Source organism: Maribacter halichondriae (assembly GCF_027474825.1).
GTDB lineage: Bacteria > Bacteroidota > Bacteroidia > Flavobacteriales > Flavobacteriaceae > Meishania > Meishania halichondriae.
On the sequence record NZ_CP107030.1, the window covers coordinates 2,089,184 to 2,109,652 of the forward strand.

The 20,469-nt window shown below is 42.1% G+C and carries 20 protein-coding genes; 3 read left to right on the top strand and 17 right to left on the bottom strand.

The features are described from left to right. Positions 1-31: 31 nt before the first annotated feature. Positions 32-1,009, top strand: coding sequence for an endonuclease/exonuclease/phosphatase family protein (locus tag N8A86_RS09500; protein ID WP_273568845.1), 978 nt, complete (start codon positions 32-34; stop codon positions 1,007-1,009). Between the two features lie 8 nt (positions 1,010-1,017). Here N8A86_RS09500 and N8A86_RS09505 read toward each other — a convergent pair whose 3' ends face one another. From N8A86_RS09505 to hemA, 15 genes are all read right to left on the bottom strand, one after another. Then, positions 1,018-1,731 carry a 3'-5' exonuclease gene (locus N8A86_RS09505; protein ID WP_273568846.1) on the bottom strand — a complete coding sequence of 238 codons (714 nt, stop codon included), beginning with the start codon at positions 1,729-1,731 and terminating at the stop codon, positions 1,018-1,020. Positions 1,732-1,779: 48 nt separating this feature from the next. After that, positions 1,780-3,579, bottom strand: coding sequence for a DUF4153 domain-containing protein (locus N8A86_RS09510; RefSeq protein ID WP_273568847.1), 1,800 nt, complete (start codon positions 3,577-3,579; stop codon positions 1,780-1,782). 258 nt (positions 3,580-3,837) lie between these two features. After that, positions 3,838-4,311 carry a methylated-DNA--[protein]-cysteine S-methyltransferase gene (locus N8A86_RS09515; protein WP_273568848.1) on the bottom strand — a complete coding sequence of 158 codons (474 nt, stop codon included), beginning with the start codon at positions 4,309-4,311 and terminating at the stop codon, positions 3,838-3,840. Beyond that, a complete protein-coding gene (locus tag N8A86_RS09520; protein ID WP_273568849.1) occupies positions 4,311-5,432 on the bottom strand; it encodes a CNNM domain-containing protein in 1,122 nt (373 codons plus the stop codon). Before N8A86_RS09520 ends, N8A86_RS09515 begins: the two co-directional genes overlap by 1 nt. A gap of 51 nt (positions 5,433-5,483) precedes the next feature. Next, positions 5,484-6,812, bottom strand: coding sequence for a serine hydrolase domain-containing protein (locus tag N8A86_RS09525; protein WP_273568850.1), 1,329 nt, complete (start codon positions 6,810-6,812; stop codon positions 5,484-5,486). A gap of 42 nt (positions 6,813-6,854) precedes the next feature. After that, the gene (gene hemB, locus N8A86_RS09530) at positions 6,855-7,844 is read right to left on the bottom strand and encodes a porphobilinogen synthase (protein WP_273568851.1); all 990 of its coding nucleotides are present in this window, start codon (positions 7,842-7,844) and stop codon (positions 6,855-6,857) included. Between the two features lie 20 nt (positions 7,845-7,864). Further along, positions 7,865-8,653 (bottom strand): PhzF family phenazine biosynthesis protein, encoded by a 789-nt coding sequence (locus N8A86_RS09535; RefSeq protein WP_273568852.1) that lies wholly within the window; start codon positions 8,651-8,653, stop codon positions 7,865-7,867. Between the two features lie 66 nt (positions 8,654-8,719). Then, complete coding sequence (locus N8A86_RS09540; protein ID WP_273568853.1) at positions 8,720-9,298, bottom strand: hypothetical protein; 579 nt, start codon at positions 9,296-9,298, stop codon at positions 8,720-8,722. Between the two features lie 25 nt (positions 9,299-9,323). Further along, positions 9,324-10,268 carry a DUF4421 family protein gene (locus tag N8A86_RS09545; RefSeq protein ID WP_273568854.1) on the bottom strand — a complete coding sequence of 315 codons (945 nt, stop codon included), beginning with the start codon at positions 10,266-10,268 and terminating at the stop codon, positions 9,324-9,326. Then, on the bottom strand, positions 10,259-11,161 hold the full coding sequence (hemF, locus tag N8A86_RS09550; protein WP_273568855.1) for an oxygen-dependent coproporphyrinogen oxidase: 903 nt from the start codon (positions 11,159-11,161) through the stop codon (positions 10,259-10,261). The genes N8A86_RS09545 and hemF overlap by 10 nt, the downstream gene beginning before the upstream one ends. Then, the gene (locus N8A86_RS09555; protein WP_273568856.1) at positions 11,158-11,691 is read right to left on the bottom strand and encodes a GNAT family N-acetyltransferase; all 534 of its coding nucleotides are present in this window, start codon (positions 11,689-11,691) and stop codon (positions 11,158-11,160) included. Before N8A86_RS09555 ends, hemF begins: the two co-directional genes overlap by 4 nt. Positions 11,692-11,893: 202 nt before the next feature. Beyond that, on the bottom strand, positions 11,894-12,925 hold the full coding sequence (hemE, locus tag N8A86_RS09560; protein WP_273568857.1) for a uroporphyrinogen decarboxylase: 1,032 nt from the start codon (positions 12,923-12,925) through the stop codon (positions 11,894-11,896). Positions 12,926-12,952: 27 nt separating this feature from the next. Further along, the gene (locus N8A86_RS09565) at positions 12,953-13,312 is read right to left on the bottom strand and encodes a four helix bundle protein (RefSeq protein WP_273568858.1); all 360 of its coding nucleotides are present in this window, start codon (positions 13,310-13,312) and stop codon (positions 12,953-12,955) included. Between the two features lie 38 nt (positions 13,313-13,350). Continuing rightward, positions 13,351-14,931: a hydroxymethylbilane synthase gene (hemC, locus tag N8A86_RS09570; protein ID WP_273568859.1), complete on the bottom strand. Its 1,581-nt coding sequence runs from the start codon at positions 14,929-14,931 to the stop codon at positions 13,351-13,353. Beyond that, a complete protein-coding gene (gene hemA, locus N8A86_RS09575; RefSeq protein ID WP_273568860.1) occupies positions 14,928-16,184 on the bottom strand; it encodes a glutamyl-tRNA reductase in 1,257 nt (418 codons plus the stop codon). The genes hemC and hemA overlap by 4 nt, the downstream gene beginning before the upstream one ends. Positions 16,185-16,386: 202 nt before the next feature. Here hemA and N8A86_RS09580 point away from each other — a divergent pair, with 202 nt between their 5' ends. Next, the gene (locus tag N8A86_RS09580; protein WP_273568861.1) at positions 16,387-17,274 is read left to right on the top strand and encodes a helix-turn-helix transcriptional regulator; all 888 of its coding nucleotides are present in this window, start codon (positions 16,387-16,389) and stop codon (positions 17,272-17,274) included. A 199-nt stretch (positions 17,275-17,473) separates the two neighbouring features. Continuing rightward, entirely contained in the window at positions 17,474-18,130 is a 657-nt protein-coding gene (locus N8A86_RS09585; protein WP_273568862.1) for a ThuA domain-containing protein, read from the top strand. Here the strand turns inward: N8A86_RS09585 and N8A86_RS09590 are convergent. Then, a complete protein-coding gene (locus N8A86_RS09590; protein ID WP_273568863.1) occupies positions 18,127-18,966 on the bottom strand; it encodes an N-acetylmuramoyl-L-alanine amidase-like domain-containing protein in 840 nt (279 codons plus the stop codon). The two genes, N8A86_RS09585 and N8A86_RS09590, sit on opposite strands and share 4 nt — an antisense overlap. An 83-nt stretch (positions 18,967-19,049) precedes the next feature. Then, complete coding sequence (locus tag N8A86_RS09595; protein ID WP_273568864.1) at positions 19,050-20,369, bottom strand: hypothetical protein; 1,320 nt, start codon at positions 20,367-20,369, stop codon at positions 19,050-19,052. Between the last annotated feature and the right edge of the window lie 100 nt (positions 20,370-20,469).

Below are 20,469 nucleotides of genomic sequence, written 5' to 3' on the forward strand. Positions count from 1 at the left end.
CGTAATTTTAGTATCCTTATCCCACAAGCACATGATTTTTTCATTTTTAAAACGGAAAAAAGGCAAACAGCTATTTACGATAGCCTTTTATAATCTGGAAAATCTGTTCGATACCGAGGATGATCCCAATACCTTGGACGACGACTTTACACCAACTGGTTTTAAAAAATGGACAAAAAAGCGATATAAGCGGAAGTTGTACAAACTGTCGAAAACTATTTCCGAAATCGGTCAAAAATCTTCACAAAAAGTACCTGTTTTGGTGGGGATTGCCGAAGTGGAGAACGAAACCGTGATCCGCGACCTGATAGGTGCCGAGCCGCTAAGGGATATTGACTACGGGTATGTGCATTATGACTCTCCCGACGAGCGTGGTATCGATACAGCATTACTCTATCATAAGGATTTTTTTGAAGTGCTCCATTCCGAACCCATAACCTTATATGTAGAGAACTTAAACGGCGAACGCGATACGACCCGTGATATTTTATATGTACATGGAAGGTTGAACGGTGAAGAAGTACATATTTTTGTAAACCATTGGCCGTCAAGAAGAGATGGCGCTGAAGAAACCGATTATAAGAGAATTGTTGCCGCCCATACCATCCAAGATTTTATGAAAAAAATCGAAGAACATCAAGAAATGCCCAATTATATTGTTATGGGCGATTTTAACGACGACCCTTCTTCGACCAGCATTCAGACCTTGATGAAATCAGGTGCGCTATATAACCCTATGGAAAAACTACATGCCCCGTTTGCGCGTGGAAGTACCACCCATAGACGAAGCTGGAGCCTGTTCGACCAGATTATGGTCTCGCATAATTTTTTCAACTATCAAAAAGGCACCCATAGCTTTGCCCATGCCAACATTTTCGACGACCAGTTTTTGACCGAATTCAAGGGAAAATATAAGGGCAGCCCCTTTCGTACGTTTGCAGGGAAAAAATATTTGGGCGGGTATAGCGACCACTTTCCGGTGTATATTCAGTTGAAGTTTAATGGTTAAATATTAATTTACACCTTCTTAATCTCCCCATCATCTAATAACTCCTCATTCCGCAACCGAAGAAATACCTGCGCCGTAGTCACTACATCCAATTCGCAATAGGTAATAATTCGGTCGAGGTCTTTTTCTTTATAGTAAACCTCACGCACCATACTACCATCGATATCCTGTTTAGGGGATGGTATGCCCAACACATTGGCCATCAATTTTAAGGAAGTATAATGTTTATAATCACCGAATTTCCAGAGCTCCATGGTATCGAGATGTGGAACTTCCCAAGGCTTTTTGCCGAACAGGTTCAGCTTATACGGTAGGTCGATACGATGGATCAACATACGACGTGCGATGTACGGAAAGTCGAACTCCTTGGCATTATGCCCACAGAGCAATTTTTTGGGATGGTTGAAATGTGAGTTCAAGAGGTTTTTGAATTCCTTCAATAATTTGGCCTCCTCGCCGTGAAAAGTGGTCACTCTAAATTCGCGATGGTCCCCTTTGATATTGAAATAACCGACCGAGATACAGATGATTTTTCCGAATTCGGCCCAGATGCCTGCACGCTCGTAGAATTCTTCCGCGGTCACATCCTCTTTTCGCTGATATTGCGATTTCTGCTCCCAAAGTTCTTTTTTGGCACCGTCCAGTTCCTCAAAATCGGAATGTTCGGGTACGGTCTCGATGTCAAGAAAAAGAATATCCTCTAAATTGATTTTTTGTAGCATCTCAGTCCAAATAAATACCAGAAGTGCGGCTTCAAGGTAAGAAATTTATTATTCTTGTTTTAGAAACATATAGGCTCGTGAATGATTAATGATAATCGAATCTTTACTTCTATTGAATCCCAAATCGGTAAAAATAAGTTGTACCAAAATACTATCATTTTTGAATTCCAGGGTCATTTCTTCGACATCCAATTGACCCAGGTCGGGTCCATGTTGGGTCAAATCGAGCAACTTTTGTTTGAGGGGCATATCCAGAACTTTTAGGCTGTCTTGATTTGCCCTTAAGGAAAGCGAAACCACATCTGTATCAAATAGAACGGTATAATCGCCTATTTTCATGTTATCCTTGGCATGACTACTGAAAGTAAGGGTCGATAGATATTGATATGCGCTGATATCATAGGTCATGTTTGAATAGTGGTCGCCATAATAATTATAGTACGTGCCATTAGGATTATTATAGCTCAATTCTTCGGCACTTATAGAGATCCCCAATGAATCCAATATTTTTTCGGTTTCGAGATAGCCGTAATCCTTGAACTTTGCGTTAACCGTATCTTTTATGGCATTTTCCGAGGAAATCTGCGTGGTTTCGTCCAATCGGGAAAGTGCCTTTCGGTCGTCAAGGTAGTTCAAGATGGATTTCAGTTGATCATATTCTTTAAAGGTCGCCACCTTGTTGTTTGATTTTACCTGTTCGTACACCTTTTTGAACTGGCTTACCTGACTGTTTTTTGATACGGTAAATGCGCCCCAAGGCCCAAAACTTGATGCCAGGGCCAGTATAAATAAGGATATGGGCAGCACTTTTAGACTTTTGCCTTTGCCAAATAAGAGGTAGAGCGAAATCCCCAGGATCCAGAAGGCAATAATCAATACAAAATATCGGTTTTCGGTAATGCCATAGTCCGCAATACGTCTAAAGATGGCCGTAAACAGCAATACGATAAGCGGCAGCAATAAAATATAGAACCATGGATAGAAACTGTTGATCGTCCATGATTTTATAGTTTTTTGTACAGGATTAATGATGACCTGTACCACAAAACCCAGAATGGCCAGAGCGGTGACCAGATACGAGACCCAACCTTGGGGAAGTTCCCATTGCAATAGAATCTTGATGCTGTACGCATATAGAATAACGATGTAAAGCATTACCAAGGGAATCAAGATATATTTTACAAATACTTCCAAGGCCTTGTCAAAGTGAATGGTCATATTCTCCAGTATATTTTTTGGAAAATCGGAGAGATAGATCCACGTATTCACAATACCCAAGCAAAAAATAAAGAGTTGTCCATACCGCTCACCGGGAATATGCACATTAAACAATGAATCGATGGCCAGCAAGGCAAAAACAAGGCCGAGGTAAAGCACCCCTGAAAAGAGGGCACTACGTACAATGGCGAAGGCAATGGACTTGAGATAGTTCCAATACGAGGCCTTGTCCCATTTCGCTATGAAGGGCGCAAAAAACACGAATAGATGTCCGGCGATGAAATAGAGAAAGAAACGACCTAAAAATATGGGATTGTCCTCAATACGTTCTACATCCGGCAAGTGCCAATAAAATAGGAACAAAAGCACGAGTACCACCAACTTCGAAAACTGCCACTTTTTCATATCGCCGCGCTGCTCGATATAGAATTGGATCCCGATAAGCCAACTGACCCCTAAAATCAGGGTCAAAAAGACATCGAGGTGGTCGTCAAAAAAATTGTTTGCGTTGTTTCCGATGTGATATATACAATAAAAACTGCCGAAAACCGCCCAAATCAAGGTGACCGGAAAACGCTTAAAAGCACCTTGCGCCTTGTCGGAGATTTCTTTGATTGAAGGGAATGCCATAGTATCTTTTTTAAAATCAGTACAACAAATGTACTCCTAACAACGATTAGACCCTACCCTGTTTATAGGGATTTTGTCATCCCAACGGTAAAATGCCCAATTACTATGGAACCAACTACAAAGTCGGTTTTTGTTGTTAAGAAAAAGAGTTTTTAAATTAAAACCCCTATAATTTACATGGCTTTATCGACGAAATGTAAAGAATTGGAATAATAAATCATCGATAAACACCTGAACAGACCGCTTGGTCTGAAAAAATTAGAACAAGGACTGCTGTTTTACAGGACTCTCATGCTCCAAAAGCCATTTTTTACGGTGCAATCCGCCAGCATACCCGGTTAACGAACCGTCGCTGCCGATGACTCGATGGCAGGGAACAATAATCCATAACGGATTCTTTCCGTTTGCCGCTGCGACAGCTCGAATGGCTTTGACATCGCCCAGGGTTTTGGATAATTCCAGATATGAGACAGTTTTTCCAAAGGGAATATTCAAAAGGGCTTCCCAGACCCTTCGTTGAAAATCAGTACCTTCGGGATTAAGTTCAAGATCAAAGACTTTTCGTTGTCCCTCGAAATACTCCTGTAGCTGGTACATGGCATCCTCTAGCGCTTCTGGGATGATTTTAGTGATTTCCTCCGAAGTATCAAGAACGGTAATGGCACTTAGGCCATCTTCATCACCCTCGATTTTGGCAATGCCCAAGGGGGTTTGTATAAAGGCCTTTTCCATTACTCTTTATTATTGTTCTTTTCCAAAACCCCAGAGCGTTGTGCCCTGGTCTCCCAATTTTTTCGGGCCAGTTCCTGTAGATCGGCGACGCTATCGCTTTCGTCCATAATCTCGAGCCCTAGAAGTGTTTCTATGATGTCTTCCATAGTAACCAATCCGCTTACCGATCCATATTCATCGACCACCAGTGCTATATGCTCTCGCTTGCTGATCAAGGTGTCGAAAAGTTTGGGAATCGGTGTATTTCGTTCTGTGACCAAAATCTCGCGTTTGATTTCGGATAGTGGAACTTCTCCATTGCCATTGACCATTTCCTCCAAAATATTGTCCTTGAGTACAAATCCCTCGATATGGTCCATCTTTTCTCCGTGTACCGGAATTCGGGAAAAGCGCATTTTAGGATTGTCCTCAAAAAATTCGCTTATCGTATTTTTCTCGGAGGCTATTTTCATGACCGCCCGGGGAGTCATCACGTCCTTCACCAAAACTTCTTCAAAACGCAACAGATTCTTGATTATGGTCGATTCCGATTTTTCGAATACCCCTTCTTCATGCGCGATATCGGTCATGGCCGTGAAGTCTTCGCGGCTCAGCACACTTCCATGATGACCTTTGCCACCTACCAGTTTGGTAAAAAGCTGTAAGATCCAAAGAAGCCCCGTCCATTTGAGCATCAAGACCATGATCTTGAGTGTTTTGGCGGTGAAGTTGGCCAATTGACGCCAATACGTTGCCCCAATGGTTTTCGGGATTATCTCGGAAGCGACCAGAATAAGAATGGTCATTAGGGTTGAAACCACGCCGACCATAAGATCTTCGGTAAATTCAATACCTAAAATAGATCGGGTAGTACTACCGTACATTTGGGCATAGGCGACCTTCGCCTGTACACCTACGAGAATGGCTCCCACGGTATGGGCGACGGTGTTGAGGGTCAAAATGGCGATTAACGGTTTATCGACATCTTTTTTTAAGGCTTCAAGGGTAAGGGCATACGATTTTCCCTCCTTTTTTTTCAGGTTGACAAAAGTAGGATTTATGCTCAAAAGCACGGCTTCTAGAATAGAGCACAGAAAAGAAAAAAAGATGGAAATAAGTGCGTAGAATACGAGTAACCCCATGTATCGTTTTTTGTGGCACTAAGATACGAATTCGACAAGAACCGAATGAGATTAATCGGAAGCAAGGTTACCTTGATAAAATATCTGTTGTACCGCCGACCGAATATTCAACGTATAGATATTGGAATGTTCCCTGCTCGGATAAACACGGTTGGATAAGAATATATATACCAATTGGTTTTCAGGGTCCGCCCAAACGAAAGTACCTGTAAATCCACTATGTCCGAAACTATCATTACCCACCTCAGGCGCGGGATACGAATCTTTAAGTGATAATTCTGAATTGTTCAGTGAAGGTTTATCAAACCCCAAGCTCCTTCGATTATCGTTTTCGGGATATTGAACCTGCGTAAATCCTTTTATCGTTTCTTCGGATATATACCGTTTTCCTCCATAGCTACCGTACTGCATATACATTTGCATAACCTTCGCAAGGTCGGTGGCGGTGGCGAAGAGTCCCGCATTACCGGAAACTCCGCCCAAAAGCGATGCGTTTTCATCATGTACCCAACCTCGCGTCAACGTATGGCGAAATAGCGTGTCGATTTCAGTAGGCACAATATTATTCGGATAGTTCTTGGTCATGGGCCGAAATCCTAAGGTCGTTGCACCCAAGGGGAGATAAAAATTCTTTTCCAAATAGTATTCGTACGACTGTCCTGTAAGTTGTTCAATTAATTCAGGGAATATCAGAAATGTAAGTCCTGAATACCTGTATTTCTTTTCACCGACCGAAGAGCGGTCTATGAGGCGGTACATTTTTCGATTGAAATTATTTTTGACGAAAAGTCCGTCGTAGGCTTCGTACTTAAACCTATTAGTTGGTACGGTTCGCACAAACCGCCTTTTGATCTTGCCATTTTTTTTGATGACTTCGTTCAAAAAAACAATATATGGGGTCAAACCCGCTTGATGTGCCAAGATTTCCCGCAGAGTGAGGTCTTTTTTATTTTCGACTTTCTGCCAAGGTTTCCAATAGGTACTAAAGGGTTTGTCCAAATCAAGTTTTCCTTCGTCGACCAACTTCATGATAGCGGGTAATGGTCCTATAATCTTGGTTACGGAAGCCAAATCGTAGATGTCTTCCAAACCGACTGGTTGAAGCGAATCGTAGGTGTGAAATCCGTATGCTTTGTGAAAGATTATTTTTCCTTCTTTGGCCACCAATATTTGCGCCCCAGGGAAAGCCTCCTGCTTTATACCGTTCGTTATGATAGAATCGACTTTGATGTGGATGTATGTGGGGTCGAGGCCCATGGAAGATGGGTGGGCATAAATTAATTCGTCGGCCATTGATAGGTTGAGGTCGACCGATGCGTTTTCTTGGGCTTTTAGAACAAAAGAAAACAAGCAAATTAGTATGGTGGTTATATTTTTCATACGATTATTGGTCCGCTACGCTCTGAATGACGCCAGCAAAGACTATCCCATCAACTTCACTGCGTCCTTTGCGAAATAACTCGCAATGATATTCGCCCCGGCCCTTTTAATGGCGATCAACTGCTCCATCATTACGGCATCATGGTCGAACCATCCTTTTTCGGCCGCCGCTTTGAGCATGGCATATTCACCACTTACTTGGTAGACTGCCACCGGCACATCGACCTCATTTTTGATTTCACGAACGATATCCAAATAACAGAGTCCGGGTTTTACCATGACGATATCGGCACCTTCCTCGATATCCATCTGGGTTTCCTTAATGGCCTCGAATCGGTTTGCCGAGTCCATTTGATAGGTTTTTTTATCCTTGGGCACATTTTTCATATCGACAGGAGCCGAATCTAAGGCATCACGAAATGGACCATAAAAAGCACTGGCATACTTGGCACTGTAGGCCATAATACCGGTATCATAGAGTTCTTCTTCTTCGAGGGCTTCGCGAATGGTAAGAATTCGGCCATCCATCATATCGCTGGGAGCCACGAAGTTTGCGCCGGCCTGGGCATGTGAAATGCTCATCTCGGCCAAAATTTCGGAAGTCTCGTCGTTCAATATTTTTCCGTCTTGTACGATGCCGTCGTGACCAAAAGAAGAATAGGGGTCGAGGGCAACATCGGTCATGACCAACATCTCGGGGCAAGCATTCTTGACGGTTTTGATGGCCAATTGCATCAGTCCGTTTGGGTTCAAGGCTTCCGAACCTTTATTGTCTTTTAGATTATCGGGCACCTTTACGAAGAGAAGTACGGCACAAAGTCCTAGGCTCCAAAGTTCTTTGACCTCTTTTTCAAGGTTGTCTAGACTTAATCGGTAGTAATCGGGCATTGAGGGAATTTCTTCCTTTACTCCTTTTCCTTCCACCACAAAAAGTGGGACCAAAAAGTCGCTGGGCGTTATTATGGTTTCGCGAACCAAATGTCGAATGGCATCATTGGAGCGGAGTCTTCTATTTCTTCGAAGTGGATACATGATTTAATGCTTGTTTTAAATTAGATATTTATTTCACCTATCAAATAAAGAATGGCTTTTCCGGCTATCTTGATCCGTGAACCGAGATATTCACAAATCAGGTCTCCACCCCTTGGCGACAACTGCTTTGCGGTCATTTTGGTCTTCCCCAAAACTTTGGACCAATAAGGGGTCAGGGTCGTGTGAGCCGAACCCGTTACGGGATCTTCGGGAATACCACATTGCGGAAAAAAAGCACGTGAAACAAAATCAACCTCATTGCCGGGTGCGGAAACAATGACTCCGCGACAATTCAATTGATCGAGCAAATGAAAATTCGGAGTAATTTCTTCGATTTCCTTTTGCGAACCATAAATTAGAAGATAGTCCGTTTTTCCTTGTATGGTTTTAATAGGTTCTGCACCTATTGCCTTTGTTATCTCTTTTACTTCGGCTACTTCTGTTGTTTCATCCCTAGGAAAATACAAGGTCAAAAAACCATCGTCACTTTTCTCAACGTTCAATATGCCACTTCTGGGAGAATAGAAATCAAGTTTCGCGACATTCTTTTCAATAAAACGGAACAAGACATAAGCCGAGGCCAAGGCAGCATGACCGCAAAGGTCGACCTCAAGTTCAGGGGTGTACCAGCGAATTTCATAATGCTCGGATTTTTTGACCAAAAATGCGGTCTCGGCCAAATTGTTTTCCATGGCGATCTGTTGCATGATCTTGTCATTCAACCAAGTGTTTAATACACAAACTGCGGCCGGGTTTCCCGAAAATAGTTTTTCCGTAAAAGCATCAACTTGATATAGGGTCAGTTTCATTATTTCATGGTCAATTACCAAGTTAAAGATATGGATTATTGGGCGGTTTACGAGGAGAGATTGACATTAGTGAATACGGTCCATTTCTTTTTTGCAGGCTATAATTCGTTGCAAGTCTTGGCCAAATCCTCGTTCTGCCCAAAGACCGATATCATCTTTAAGTTCGATGGGATTTTGGTCGGCATCTATATATTTTCGAAACGATTGGATCAAGGGGTCGTCGAAACCATTGATTTTTAAAATGGATTTTCTACCAGGAATACTATAATCACCTTCATAATCGTAACAAAAGACCAATACTTGGTCGCCCATTGACAAACCGGATTCATGAAAACAATCGGTCGAGAAGAATTTTTGATTGGCATAGGTGCTTTCGTCCAAATCCTTGATTTTGAAAACTTTTTCTAGCTCTATAATTCCCCTTTGCGAAGTGTATAAGGGGCCTGGGTCATCAGTAGGTGTTTCCAAGCTTGTTATAGTTCCGGTAAATACCAGGGAAAGCTCTTCGCCACAGTTACCAATAAAAGGCCCGTCTTGTGGCCACCAATAGGTGTAGCCCACATTTAAAGTGTCTTGGGTGAAGATGACATCGATATCGCTTTTTGATTTTTTGGTATTACAAGCAACGATTAAACCGACGAGCATATAAAGTAGTAAGGCATTAATTTTTTCAATCCAACCCGTATTTTTTATTAAAACGATTTGCTTTCTCTATCCATTTCTTTGGGGCATTAAAACGATATCCAAGATAAAGTTCTGCGAAAGTAATATAGTCATCTAATCGGGCAGTTTGGTCGTCTCCTTGTCCCAATGTCTGGACACTGAAATTTATTCCGGTAAAAAAACGTTCTGAGTTGTAGCCGATTACGGTTCGTAATATAACTTGAGCCAAACTAGAGGTCACCGTTTCACCTTCCGATCGCGTAAAATTCGCGCCTATTCCGACGGTCGCACCGGCCCCGATAATGAAATGTCGACCAATTACAAGATTGTAATAATACCCGGGGCCAATGGCAAGGTTGTACGAATGGTCGTTGGTTTGCTGACCGTCTTCATCAAGACGAAAGCGAGTGTAATAGAAGGTAAAACTCGGGATAAAACTACCCGCACTTTTCTTTTGCCATTCGTTCTGGAAACCAACCGCTCTGAACGAGAAGCGTTTGTTGAAAATGTAACTTGTAGAACCTCCTACTTTTAATGTACCGAATTCAGGAAAGGGCAAAGTCTCGTCATTGGTAATCGCAAAAAACCCTTTTTGATTGTAGAAGTCCAAGGTTTGCATCCATTTGCCCAAGAACATGCGAAAATTCAGCGTGAACAATTTAGATCCTTTATTGTCTTGATTCTCGGAGAAGAAATTAGGGGCATATCCCAAATCGATTTCAACAGATCTGAACAGCACCGAAAGCCCCAAATAAGTTTTGTCATTGGGTATGAGTTCTATTATCTCATTGTTCTCAATATCAGTAAGGATAAAGCTGTTCGAAGTATTCTGAATGCCGATACGTGTAGTCAATTTCTCTGGGAACGTTCGAATATAGTCTTCGACATTTTGGGAAAAGGAAGCAGAGCTAAAAAGTGCACTAAAACAAAAAATCCATTTTCTCAAACCCATTCTTTCGGCATTTTGAGAGTGGCCAACAAACGCTCCTCCTCACTTCCTTTTTTGGGATGATGGTCATAACGCCATTGTACATGTGGTGGAAGGCTCATCAAAATACTTTCGATACGACCGTTAGTCTTCAGACCAAAAAGAGTGCCCTTATCATGCACCAAATTGAATTCCACATAACGACCCCGGCGGATTTCTTGCCAATCACGCTGAAGCGTTGTAAAACCGATAGCTGAACGTTTTATAACAATAGGTATATATGCTTCCAGAAAACTGTTCCCCACCTCGGTTACAAAGTTGTACCAGTCTTGCATGCCCATATCTCCCGTTGCTTTACAATAGTCGAAAAAGAGTCCGCCTACGCCTCGGGCTTCATTTCTATGGTTATTCCAAAAGTATTCGTCGCACTTTTTTTTATAGGTAGGATAAAATTCAGGATGGTGTGCATCACAAGCCCTTTTACAAACGGAATGAAAATGAACCGCATCTTCATCGAACAGATAATAGGGAGTAAGGTCTTGTCCGCCTCCAAACCATTGATCTACAATATTCCCCTCTTTGTCATACATTTCAAAATAACGCCAATTTGCATGTACGGTCGGCACCATTGGGCTCTTTGGGTGGATGACCAAACTCAATCCACAGGCAAAGAAATCTGCATCTTCGACACCAAAATAGGTTTGCATGCTTTTAGGGAGTTCGCCGTGAACGGCAGAAATATTGACTCCGCCTTTTTCGAAAACTGCTCCATTTTCAATAACCCGCGAACGGCCCCCACCACCTTCCGGCCGCTTCCAAATATCTTCACGAAATTTGGCTTCTCCATCTACTTCCTCGAGTTTTGAGGTGATGGTATCTTGGAGGGTTTGGATGTATTGGTAGAATTTGTCTTTCATGCGTATAACTCATAAAGCTCCATATCCAAAGCAGGTTCATGGGGCGGGGTATGTTCTTTGAGCAATGTAGTTTTCCAAATATAGCCACATTTTTCCGCAACTTTAATGCTCGCTAAATTGCTTTCGTGAACAATGATTTGAAGGGTCTTCAATCCAAGTTTTTCAAATGCATAAGTAGAGAGTGCCTTGGTGGATTGGGTCATCCAACCTTTTCCTTCATATTGATAACCGATGCAGTAGGCCAGCTCGGCCTGTTGTCGCTGCCAATCCATTTTTTTGATATAGACCAGACCAATTACGGTTCGGTTTTCCTTTTCCTTGAGAACAAAAAGGAATTCCTCTTTGTTCGAAAATTGCTTGACCTTCTTTTCGACGAAGTATTTTGATAAATCGGGAGTCAGATTTTGCTCCAAAGTTTTTGGAAAAAAGCGCTTTAACCGATCAGCGTTCACCGTAACAAAATCGCAGATCCGCCATGCATATTTTTCATGGATGGGTTCGATGGTGTAATTTTCAAATTCTGCAATCATTGTAATTTTTTCAACTTTTGTATTGGAGAGACCTCCCTAAACCTGCCTGCCGGCAGGCAGGTCCCTCTCAAGGAGGGAGTTTACTCTTTGCAATATTTTAAAACCTTCGAATGGTTTGAAACATTCTAGTTTTTGTCCCTCCCCTTGGGGGAGGCTAGGAGGGGACTACGTCCGAGTTGTAGTTCTCCCGCCTGTGGCGGGGCTAGGGAGCTTCTTTCCACTCCTTCACAGCATCAATAAAAGCCTTCGCATTTTCAACGGGAATATTGGGCAGAATACCGTGCCCTAGGTTTACCACATACTTATCCTTCCCAAATTCATGGATCATTTGGGTAACCATCTTTTTGATTTCGGAAGGAGGTGACAATAGCCTAGCCGGATCGAAGTTGCCCTGAAGTGTGATATTCCCTCCGGTCAAATACCTGGCATTGCGTGCGGAGCACGTCCAATCGACCCCAAGGGCGGAAGCTCCTGATTTTGCCATATCGCCCAGGGCGAACCAACAACCTTTTCCGAAAACGATAACCGGGGATTCGTCTTTTAAAGCATCGATAATCTGTTGAATGTACTGCCAAGAGAACTCTTTATAATCGCTTGGGGATAACATACCTCCCCAAGAATCGAAAACCTGGACGGCATTGACACCAGCTTTGACTTTGGCCTTCAGATAAGCAATTGTCGTATCGGTAATCTTTTGCAACATCTCATGGGCAACTACAGGTTGTGTGAAACAAAACTCCTTGGCCTTGTCAAAGGTCTTACTGCCTTGGCCTTGGGTTGTGTAGCACAATATGGTCCACGGTGAACCGGCAAAGCCAATAAGCGGCACTTCATCGTTCAACTTTTCTTTTGTCGCCTTAATGGCCTGCATAACATAATCAAGTTCTTCATTAACATCGGGAACGATAACGCGATCCACTCCTTTTTCATCTCGAACAGGATTTGGCAAATACGGTCCGAAGTTGGGTTTCATTTGTACCTCGATGCCCATTGCTTGAGGAATTACCAGAATATCGGAAAAAAGAATAGCGGCATCCATACCATATCTACGGATGGGCTGTACCGTGATTTCTGAAGCCAATTCAGGAGTTTGACAGCGTGTGAAGAAATCATATTTCTCCTTGATTTCCATAAATTCAGGAAGATAACGGCCGGCTTGGCGCATCATCCAAACTGGTGGGCGGTCTACGGTTTCGCCTTTTAGGGCTCTTAGGAATAGGTCGTTTTTTATCATACTTGGCAGATAGCTTTTAGCCTTAGGCTATTGGCTATTTTTGATTTTACGAATTAGACTATTTAGCATTTTTGCCTCTTTATCGAGAAGGTCAAATGCACTTTTCAAACCTTCTTTAGAAATAAAACCCAATTCAACTGCTATAATAAGTTGGGTCTCTACTTCAAAAAGAGAACCTATTGCAATTTCCAAAAAACGTTTGAATTCTATTTCACTATTTCTGCTACACCCTTCGGCAATATTTGAGGGAATGGACACGGCCGCTCGTGTAACTTGACTACGAAGGCCGAATTTTTCTTGAGCAGGCAGCTTATCGGATAATTTATAAATTTCTTTAACGATTTGAATGCCGTTCTTCCAGATATCGAGTTTTCTAAAATCTCTCATACTTTATTTGCCAACAGCCAACAGCCAACAGCCAACAGCTAACTTCTATAACTTTCATTAACCAACTCGATCAAACTTTCCACATCGGGAATTTTCGCCACTCGAACATCATCAAAATGCTTTCGCGCCTCGTTGGCGGTGGTCTCCCCGATACAGTAGGCGATCTTATCAGGCTTATTCTTTAACAAATAACTCTCGACGGTAGACGGACTAAAAAATAGAACCCCTTTTACGGTATCATCGATTTTTGAAGGGGAATGTTTGGTCTCGTACGCCTCGATTTCAGTTACCTCAATATTATTTTCTGTCAAGATATTTGGTAAATCCTCCATTCGCAAATTGCTGCAAAAATAGGTTACCCCCAATCCTTCTATATATTCGACTAAATATTCGGCCAGTTTTTTTGCATTTTTTTCTTGATGTTTTACCGGACCTATACGGCGTTCTATCAAGCGTTTGGTCTTTCGCCCAACGCAATAGATATTTTTGAAGTTCAATTGATCGGCGCTTACGTTCGATAAGATGGCCTCGACCGCATTTTGACTGGTAATAATCACGTTCGTCATTTCTCGTTTCAACACGGCGGTGGAAATACGGTTCGGACTTATCTTGATAAAGTCGTCGGATTTGACCCGAATACCATTATTGAATGTCTGTAGCTGATCGGAAGTCAGTTTTTTGGTCGAAAAAATTTGGGCGCCGATGTTCACTCCGACCAATTTGTTCATCAAGGCCTTCCCACCACGACTTAGCATACTGTTTGCGCAGTCACGGCCGAGATTTTCGTGTTTTCCGATAGGAGCTTTAAATTCGGCTTCCAATTTTTTGCTTCCGTCAACGGTTAAAAGCACACCCTTTAAGGTTATTTCGTCTTCTTTGTCGATGGTCGCAAGGGCACCGATGGGAGCAGTACATCCTCCTTCCAAAATACGTAGAAATTCACGCTCTAGTTTGGTACAGATGGCCGTCGGTTCGTGATTGAGTTCTGAGCAAGCATCTCGTACAAAATCATCGTTCTCCATGGCTACGACCATGATCGCACCCTGCGCCGGTGCGGGCACCATCCAGGTGAGTCCGATGGTGTTTTCAGGTTCAAGCCCGATACGTTCGAGTCCGGCAGCGGCAAAAATGGCACCGTTCCAATCGTTATTTTTTAATTTTTCATAGCGACTGTTTACATTGCCCCGTAGATCGACAACGGTATGGGTTGGGTAGCGGTTGAGCCATTGTGCTTTACGGCGCTGGCTTCCGGTAGCGATAATAGCTTCACGTTGTGCCAAAAATTCCTCGTTTTTTTTGAAGGCAAGAATATCCCAATAGTTAGCGCGTTCCAAGACGGCGGCCTGAACGATACCTTGAGGAAGTGCCGTTGGTACATCCTTCATAGAATGCACGGCAATATCGATTTCGCCTTTGAGCATCGCAACATCCAAGGTTTTGGTAAAAATGCCTGTTATGCCGAGTTCATAAAGGGGTTTGTCGAGCACAAGGTCTCCGGTAGCTTTCACGGGAACAAGCTCGGTCTTATGACCTAGCGCTTCCAATTGCGATTTAACGGTGTTTGCTTGCCATAACGCCAATTCGCTATCGCGGGTGCCAATGCGTATGACCTTGCTCATCGTGGATTCACTTCAAGTTGAAACACCTTTTGAATGAGTTCTAGGCTATCATCCGCATCCGTATTCGAATCTTTTAAATGATTGGCGAATTGTTTGGTGATCTTTTGAATAATGCGATCGGAAATAACATCGGCTTGCTCCGAGTTAAAATCAGCCAGTTTTTTGGATTGGTAGTCGAGCTCCTCTTCCTTCATGGTCTTTAATTTCTTTTTCAAGGCCTTGATGACCGGAGCGAACTTTCGGGTTTCCAACCACTGTATGAAATCATTTTTCACTTCTTGAATGATTTCTTCCGCCTGCGGAATGAATTGTTTGCGCCGCTCCAAAGTCTCATCGGTCATTTGCGATAAGTGATCCAAATGGATAACGGTCACATTTTGCAGATCAAGAACATTGTCGGAAACATTCTTCGGAACGGAAAGATCAAGAATGAGCAATGGTTTTTTAGGATAGATCAACTCTTTTGAAATGGTGGGCGATTGCGCGCTGGTAGCGACGACGAGTACATCGGTCTTGCGTATTTCGGCCTGCAGGTCACCGTAGTCCTTGACCAGTAGGTTGAATTTTCCCGCAATTTTTTCGGCCTTGTCCTTGGTACGGTTGATCAAGGTAATATGTGGATTCTTGGTATGCTTTATCAAGTTCTCACACGTATTGCGGCCTATTTTGCCCGTACCGAAGAGTAGAATGTTCTTCTCGGAAATGTCAGGAACGTTTTTAAGAATGTATTGAACAGAAGCAAAAGCTACCGAGGTTGTGCCCGAGGAAATTTCGGTTTCGTTTTTGATGCGCTTGCTCGCCTGAATGACCGAATTGCAGAGTCGCTCGATAAACGGGTTAGCAAGATCATGCTTTTTAGAGCGATTGAAACTTTGCCGTAATTGGCTGATAATTTCGAAATCACCCAAGATTTGGCTGTCCAATCCAGTGCCGACACGGAACAAATGGTTGATGGCTTCATTGTTTTTATAAACATAGGCAACCTCTTGAAATTCTTCGACCGTGCCCCGTGTAGTATCACACAACAGTTTAATAAGCTGGAACGGATGTTGGGCAAAACCATGAAGTTCTGTTCGATTGCAAGTCGAGGTAATCAAGAGGCCATCGATATCTTGCGATTTGGCACCTAGCAAAATTTGCTCCATACCGGCATCGTCAACACTAAATTTTCCGCGTACCTCGGCATCTGCCTTTTTGTAATTGAGGCCAATGGTGTAAAATGAGTTGTGTCTTGAAATGTGGTAGTCTTTCATGTATCCATGCAAACGGACACAAAAATAAAAGCAATGAACGAATAAAAACAACGCTAGAGGAACAATAAGTATCGGATTATGACTTTTTGAACCTTTTTCGACATCTTTGCTGGTAAAATCCGTAAATTTATAGGAATCATTACGCTTAGGGTATTTTTTATTTAGAACGCTTCTAAATAAAAAATAAAATATTTATATAAAAATGGATAAAAAAAGTATCGCCAAAGGTTCATTTGATGAGGTGCTTATTGAGGATGGATTTTATGTATTGAAAATCCAAAATGATACCTCTGATATTCAAAAAATTACGCGTGATATCGATAGTTCTTTCATTCAATTTCATTTTTGTTTGAAGGGTCAAGCCAAGTTTATTTTTAATGATGGGCGATATGCCTTGGAGGTAACCGAGGAAAATTCATTGCTACTTTATAATACACAGCTGGATTTGCCCATGAACCTTGAATTGGCCTCGAATTCTTGGATGTTGTCCGTTGTCATGACCATTCGAAAATTCCACTCCCTTTTCTCGCGTGAGGCAGACTATATTCCATTTTTGAGCGATGAGTATAAAGAGAAAAAATATTACTCCCAAGAAGGAGTATCACCGGCGATCGCCGTGGTGCTCAGCCAGATAATGAACTATAATCTGCATCCATCAATAAAAGAACTTTATATAAAAGGCAAGGTGTATGAACTTATTGCGCTCTATTTCAACAAAAGTACCGATGCCGACATCGAGCAATGCCCGTTTCTAGTCGATGAGGATAATGTGAGCCGTATCCGAAAGGCGAAAGAAATAATGATAGCCCGAATGGCGGAACCTCCAACGCTTGTAGAACTTTCCGAAGAGATCGGACTAAGCCTTAAAAAGCTAAAAGAAGGGTTTAAACAGATTTATGGCGACTCGGTGTATAGTTTTTTGTTCGACTATAAAATGGAACATGCACGAAAACTGCTGGAAGCCGGAAAACATAATGTCAATGAAATTGGACTCAAAGTGGGGTATAGTACCTCGAGCCATTTTATTGCCGCTTTTAAGAAAAAGTATGGCACGACGCCAAAAAAATATGTGATGTCCATTGCTAATTAAGTTCTTTTTCAGTTATTAGGGCTAGTTTAGTCTCTAAGTATGAACCTCAATTCTCTTGTAATATGCGAATATTTCTAAAAAGCACCCTCCTAGTTTTTTCAGTTGTTTTGTTGAACGCCTGTGGCGCGGGCAAGATAGATGAAGATGTCAATTTTGTTGAACGTGAACCGGTCCAAAGAATTACTTCCCCCTTCTGGTATTGGAAACCGATTTGGTACTTGTTTTTACGAAGACCAATGGGTATCGTCACAAATCCATTGAAAAAGGGGTCAACACCTTAAAATTTTTGGGGTTGAAAAATGATTTTGTCATTACCCACACTGAGGATTCCTTAGCTTTCAATACCAAAAATTTAAAAAAATACGATTTAGTCGTTTTTTTGAGTACGACCCAAGATGTGTTGGGGCAGGAACAACAGGAGGCTTTTGAAGACTATATACAAAATGGCGGAAGTTTTATGGGCATTCACGCCGCCGCCGATACGGAATATGAATGGCCTTGGTACGGAGAACTCGTGGGAGCTTATTTTAAGAGCCATCCGAAACAACAGGAAGCCAAAATCGACGTGGTGGACAGAAATCATTCGGCAACCTCACATCTGAACAGTACTTGGATGCATTTTGATGAATGGTACAACTACAAGAATATCAACCCTTCGATGAATGTTCTCATGAGATTGGATGAAAGCAGTTATGAAGGTGGTGAAAACGGAGGCAACCATCCCATTGCCTGGTATCATGAATTCGATGGGGGGCGCGCTTTTTACACAGGCCTTGGTCATACTCACGAATCATATGACAATCCCGATTTTCAAAAACATTTGGTAGGGGCCATTCGCTGGTGTCTCGACCGCTAGAGCGGTCTGGCTACCATAATCCCGATATTATTCTTGATCTTCTTGAGGTAATCGGCCAAAGGAAGTTTTGAAACTTCGACCTCCATCGAGCCTGTAGAGGCATGAAGCAAATGAATACGCCCATCTTTTTCTCGGGTGGCAATTCCGGTATGGGTTACGTCGAGTCCATTGATGGAAGTGGTAAGGGCAATGATATCTCCAGATTGGATCAAATGTTCGTTCGCCTCGATCTGCTCTTGGGGCAAATAGCAAAAAGATTCATTGTTCAGGGCCTTTTCGGTTTCAACGATTTTTTCAAAATTAGCATCATCTTCAAGAAAGGGGTAGAGGTCGCGATGCGTGCCCATGAAATTAATCTCCTTTTTGATTTCGACGCCGCCGATGTCCGAGGTGATTTCTTTTAGCAAACCTTTTTGCTCATTGTTGCGGATCCACTCCGAAAAATAATGGAGGCGTGAGCCATACCCATCGAGGGTGCCATCTTTATACCGAATGGTTTCCAAGGTTTCCGTGAAACTATCAAAATCTGATTTTCCTTCTTTCAGAAGTAAGCCAAAGGCCAAGACATTTTCGACAAAAGTAGTGCAATCGAGTCCGTGTAGGTTGATGACCAGTGATTCGGTTTCGCCGATTTCCAGGGTTTTTGCAACGTACGGCGTACCCATAAAAGTTTTGCCGATAGCGACCAGTGTTTTGCCAAAATCTTTTTCTAGCAGGCCGTCAATTTCTATTGTCTTGTTTTCGAAGGCTTGTTTATCGGCGGGCGAGCAGGTGATTTGTTGGGCCGAACCGATTTTCAGCAATAGGAAAGCAAAAAATACAAAATAGGTCTTCATATCATCCCTTTCATCAAAAATACGAATATCACAGGTGTCAAAATAATATTAGGGCATAGATATGAAAAACCAAAATTAACGGCCTATTCAAAAGGTGCCCACATAGTAAATACTTCCTGAACGCCTGCTGACAATGGCACATACGTGCCATAAAACGAATTGAATTCCTTTTGAACGGTAGTTGATTTGGTAAAGAGATCGACATGTTGCAATTCAATTTTGTCAAGATTGAAGTCAGGATAATTCATAAGGATTTCTTGAGGTAGTTCTCCTATTTTATGTGGGTTTTCGGCTGGTGATATTACCGTCCATCTCGTAAACATGGGCTCGTCACCGTAAACATTATAGGACCATTTGGCGGTTTTCTTAATAAAAGTCTGATCGCTTGCAAATTCAAAATTATAAACTGAGTTTTCTACAATGGTGAAACTTGGTTTTGGCAGAATAGTAAGCTCCTCTATTTTATCTCCCATTTGCGAGTACCCATATGAATACCCATCCATTTTTATACCGAAATAAGTTCTATACGTTTTGAATGTATCGAGATAACCTACTTTCGCATTACTTTTTCCGTAAGTAAGGTCTCTACTTACCGTATGTTCATAGAGGTTGTAATCGGGCTGCTCACTAGCATATCCGGTACTCATAAACATAGAAAATGTATTCTCGGGCAGGTTGTCAAGTTCAAAGTAACTGTCGTACTCGGGTAGCTCTTCAAAAGCGAATTCATATTCCATGCCATCCACAGGATTCTCAATCATCACATATCTCAAATTATCCTGATTATCATAAAGACTGAGAATGTAAGTTTCATTTTCGTACAATGGAATTTGGCCCAGACTTAAAATCTGCAATCCAGCAGTTCCTTCAAAATCCGTACTTCCAGTGTTTAGATTGCCATACGAGTTGGATATAGAATAATCGCGAACGCCCCCCATAATATTCGAAACCCTAATATTAAAATCACCAATTATAGGGTTAGGGTTATTTCTGAAATTATGATTTCTATTCCAAATACTTCCGCTTTCAAGATTTGCGTATGTCACCAACGAGTGATCAGGGTTAAATCCACCTCCGCTTAAAAAGTAAAAAAACTTTGTGGCAGTAACACTTTCGGGAACCTTATCTTTTTCAACCTTAAACCCAATGCGTTCACCATAAACAACCTTTCTATATTCCAGAATATCGCCATTCTGATCGTGCAAAATAATCCACTCATCTGCATTTTCGTTTAGAGAATTACTCTCGTAGGTAAAATAGACTACATTTTCGGAATCGTTCGGATTTTCGGTTTCCTGTTCTTTTTGTTCTTTTTCGGTTTCTGGTATCAAGGTGTCTTCTTTGCCGCAGTTGGCTAGAAGAAACACACATGAGATTACTAAGGCGAGTTTAGTAATTTTCATAAAATGGTTTTTTTGCCTGGCTAATGGGCTAAAGAAGCCGTTAGTTACTAACGTAAACCTTCTCTAATTATTTTGGTAGAAAGCTATTTAGAGGTATCGG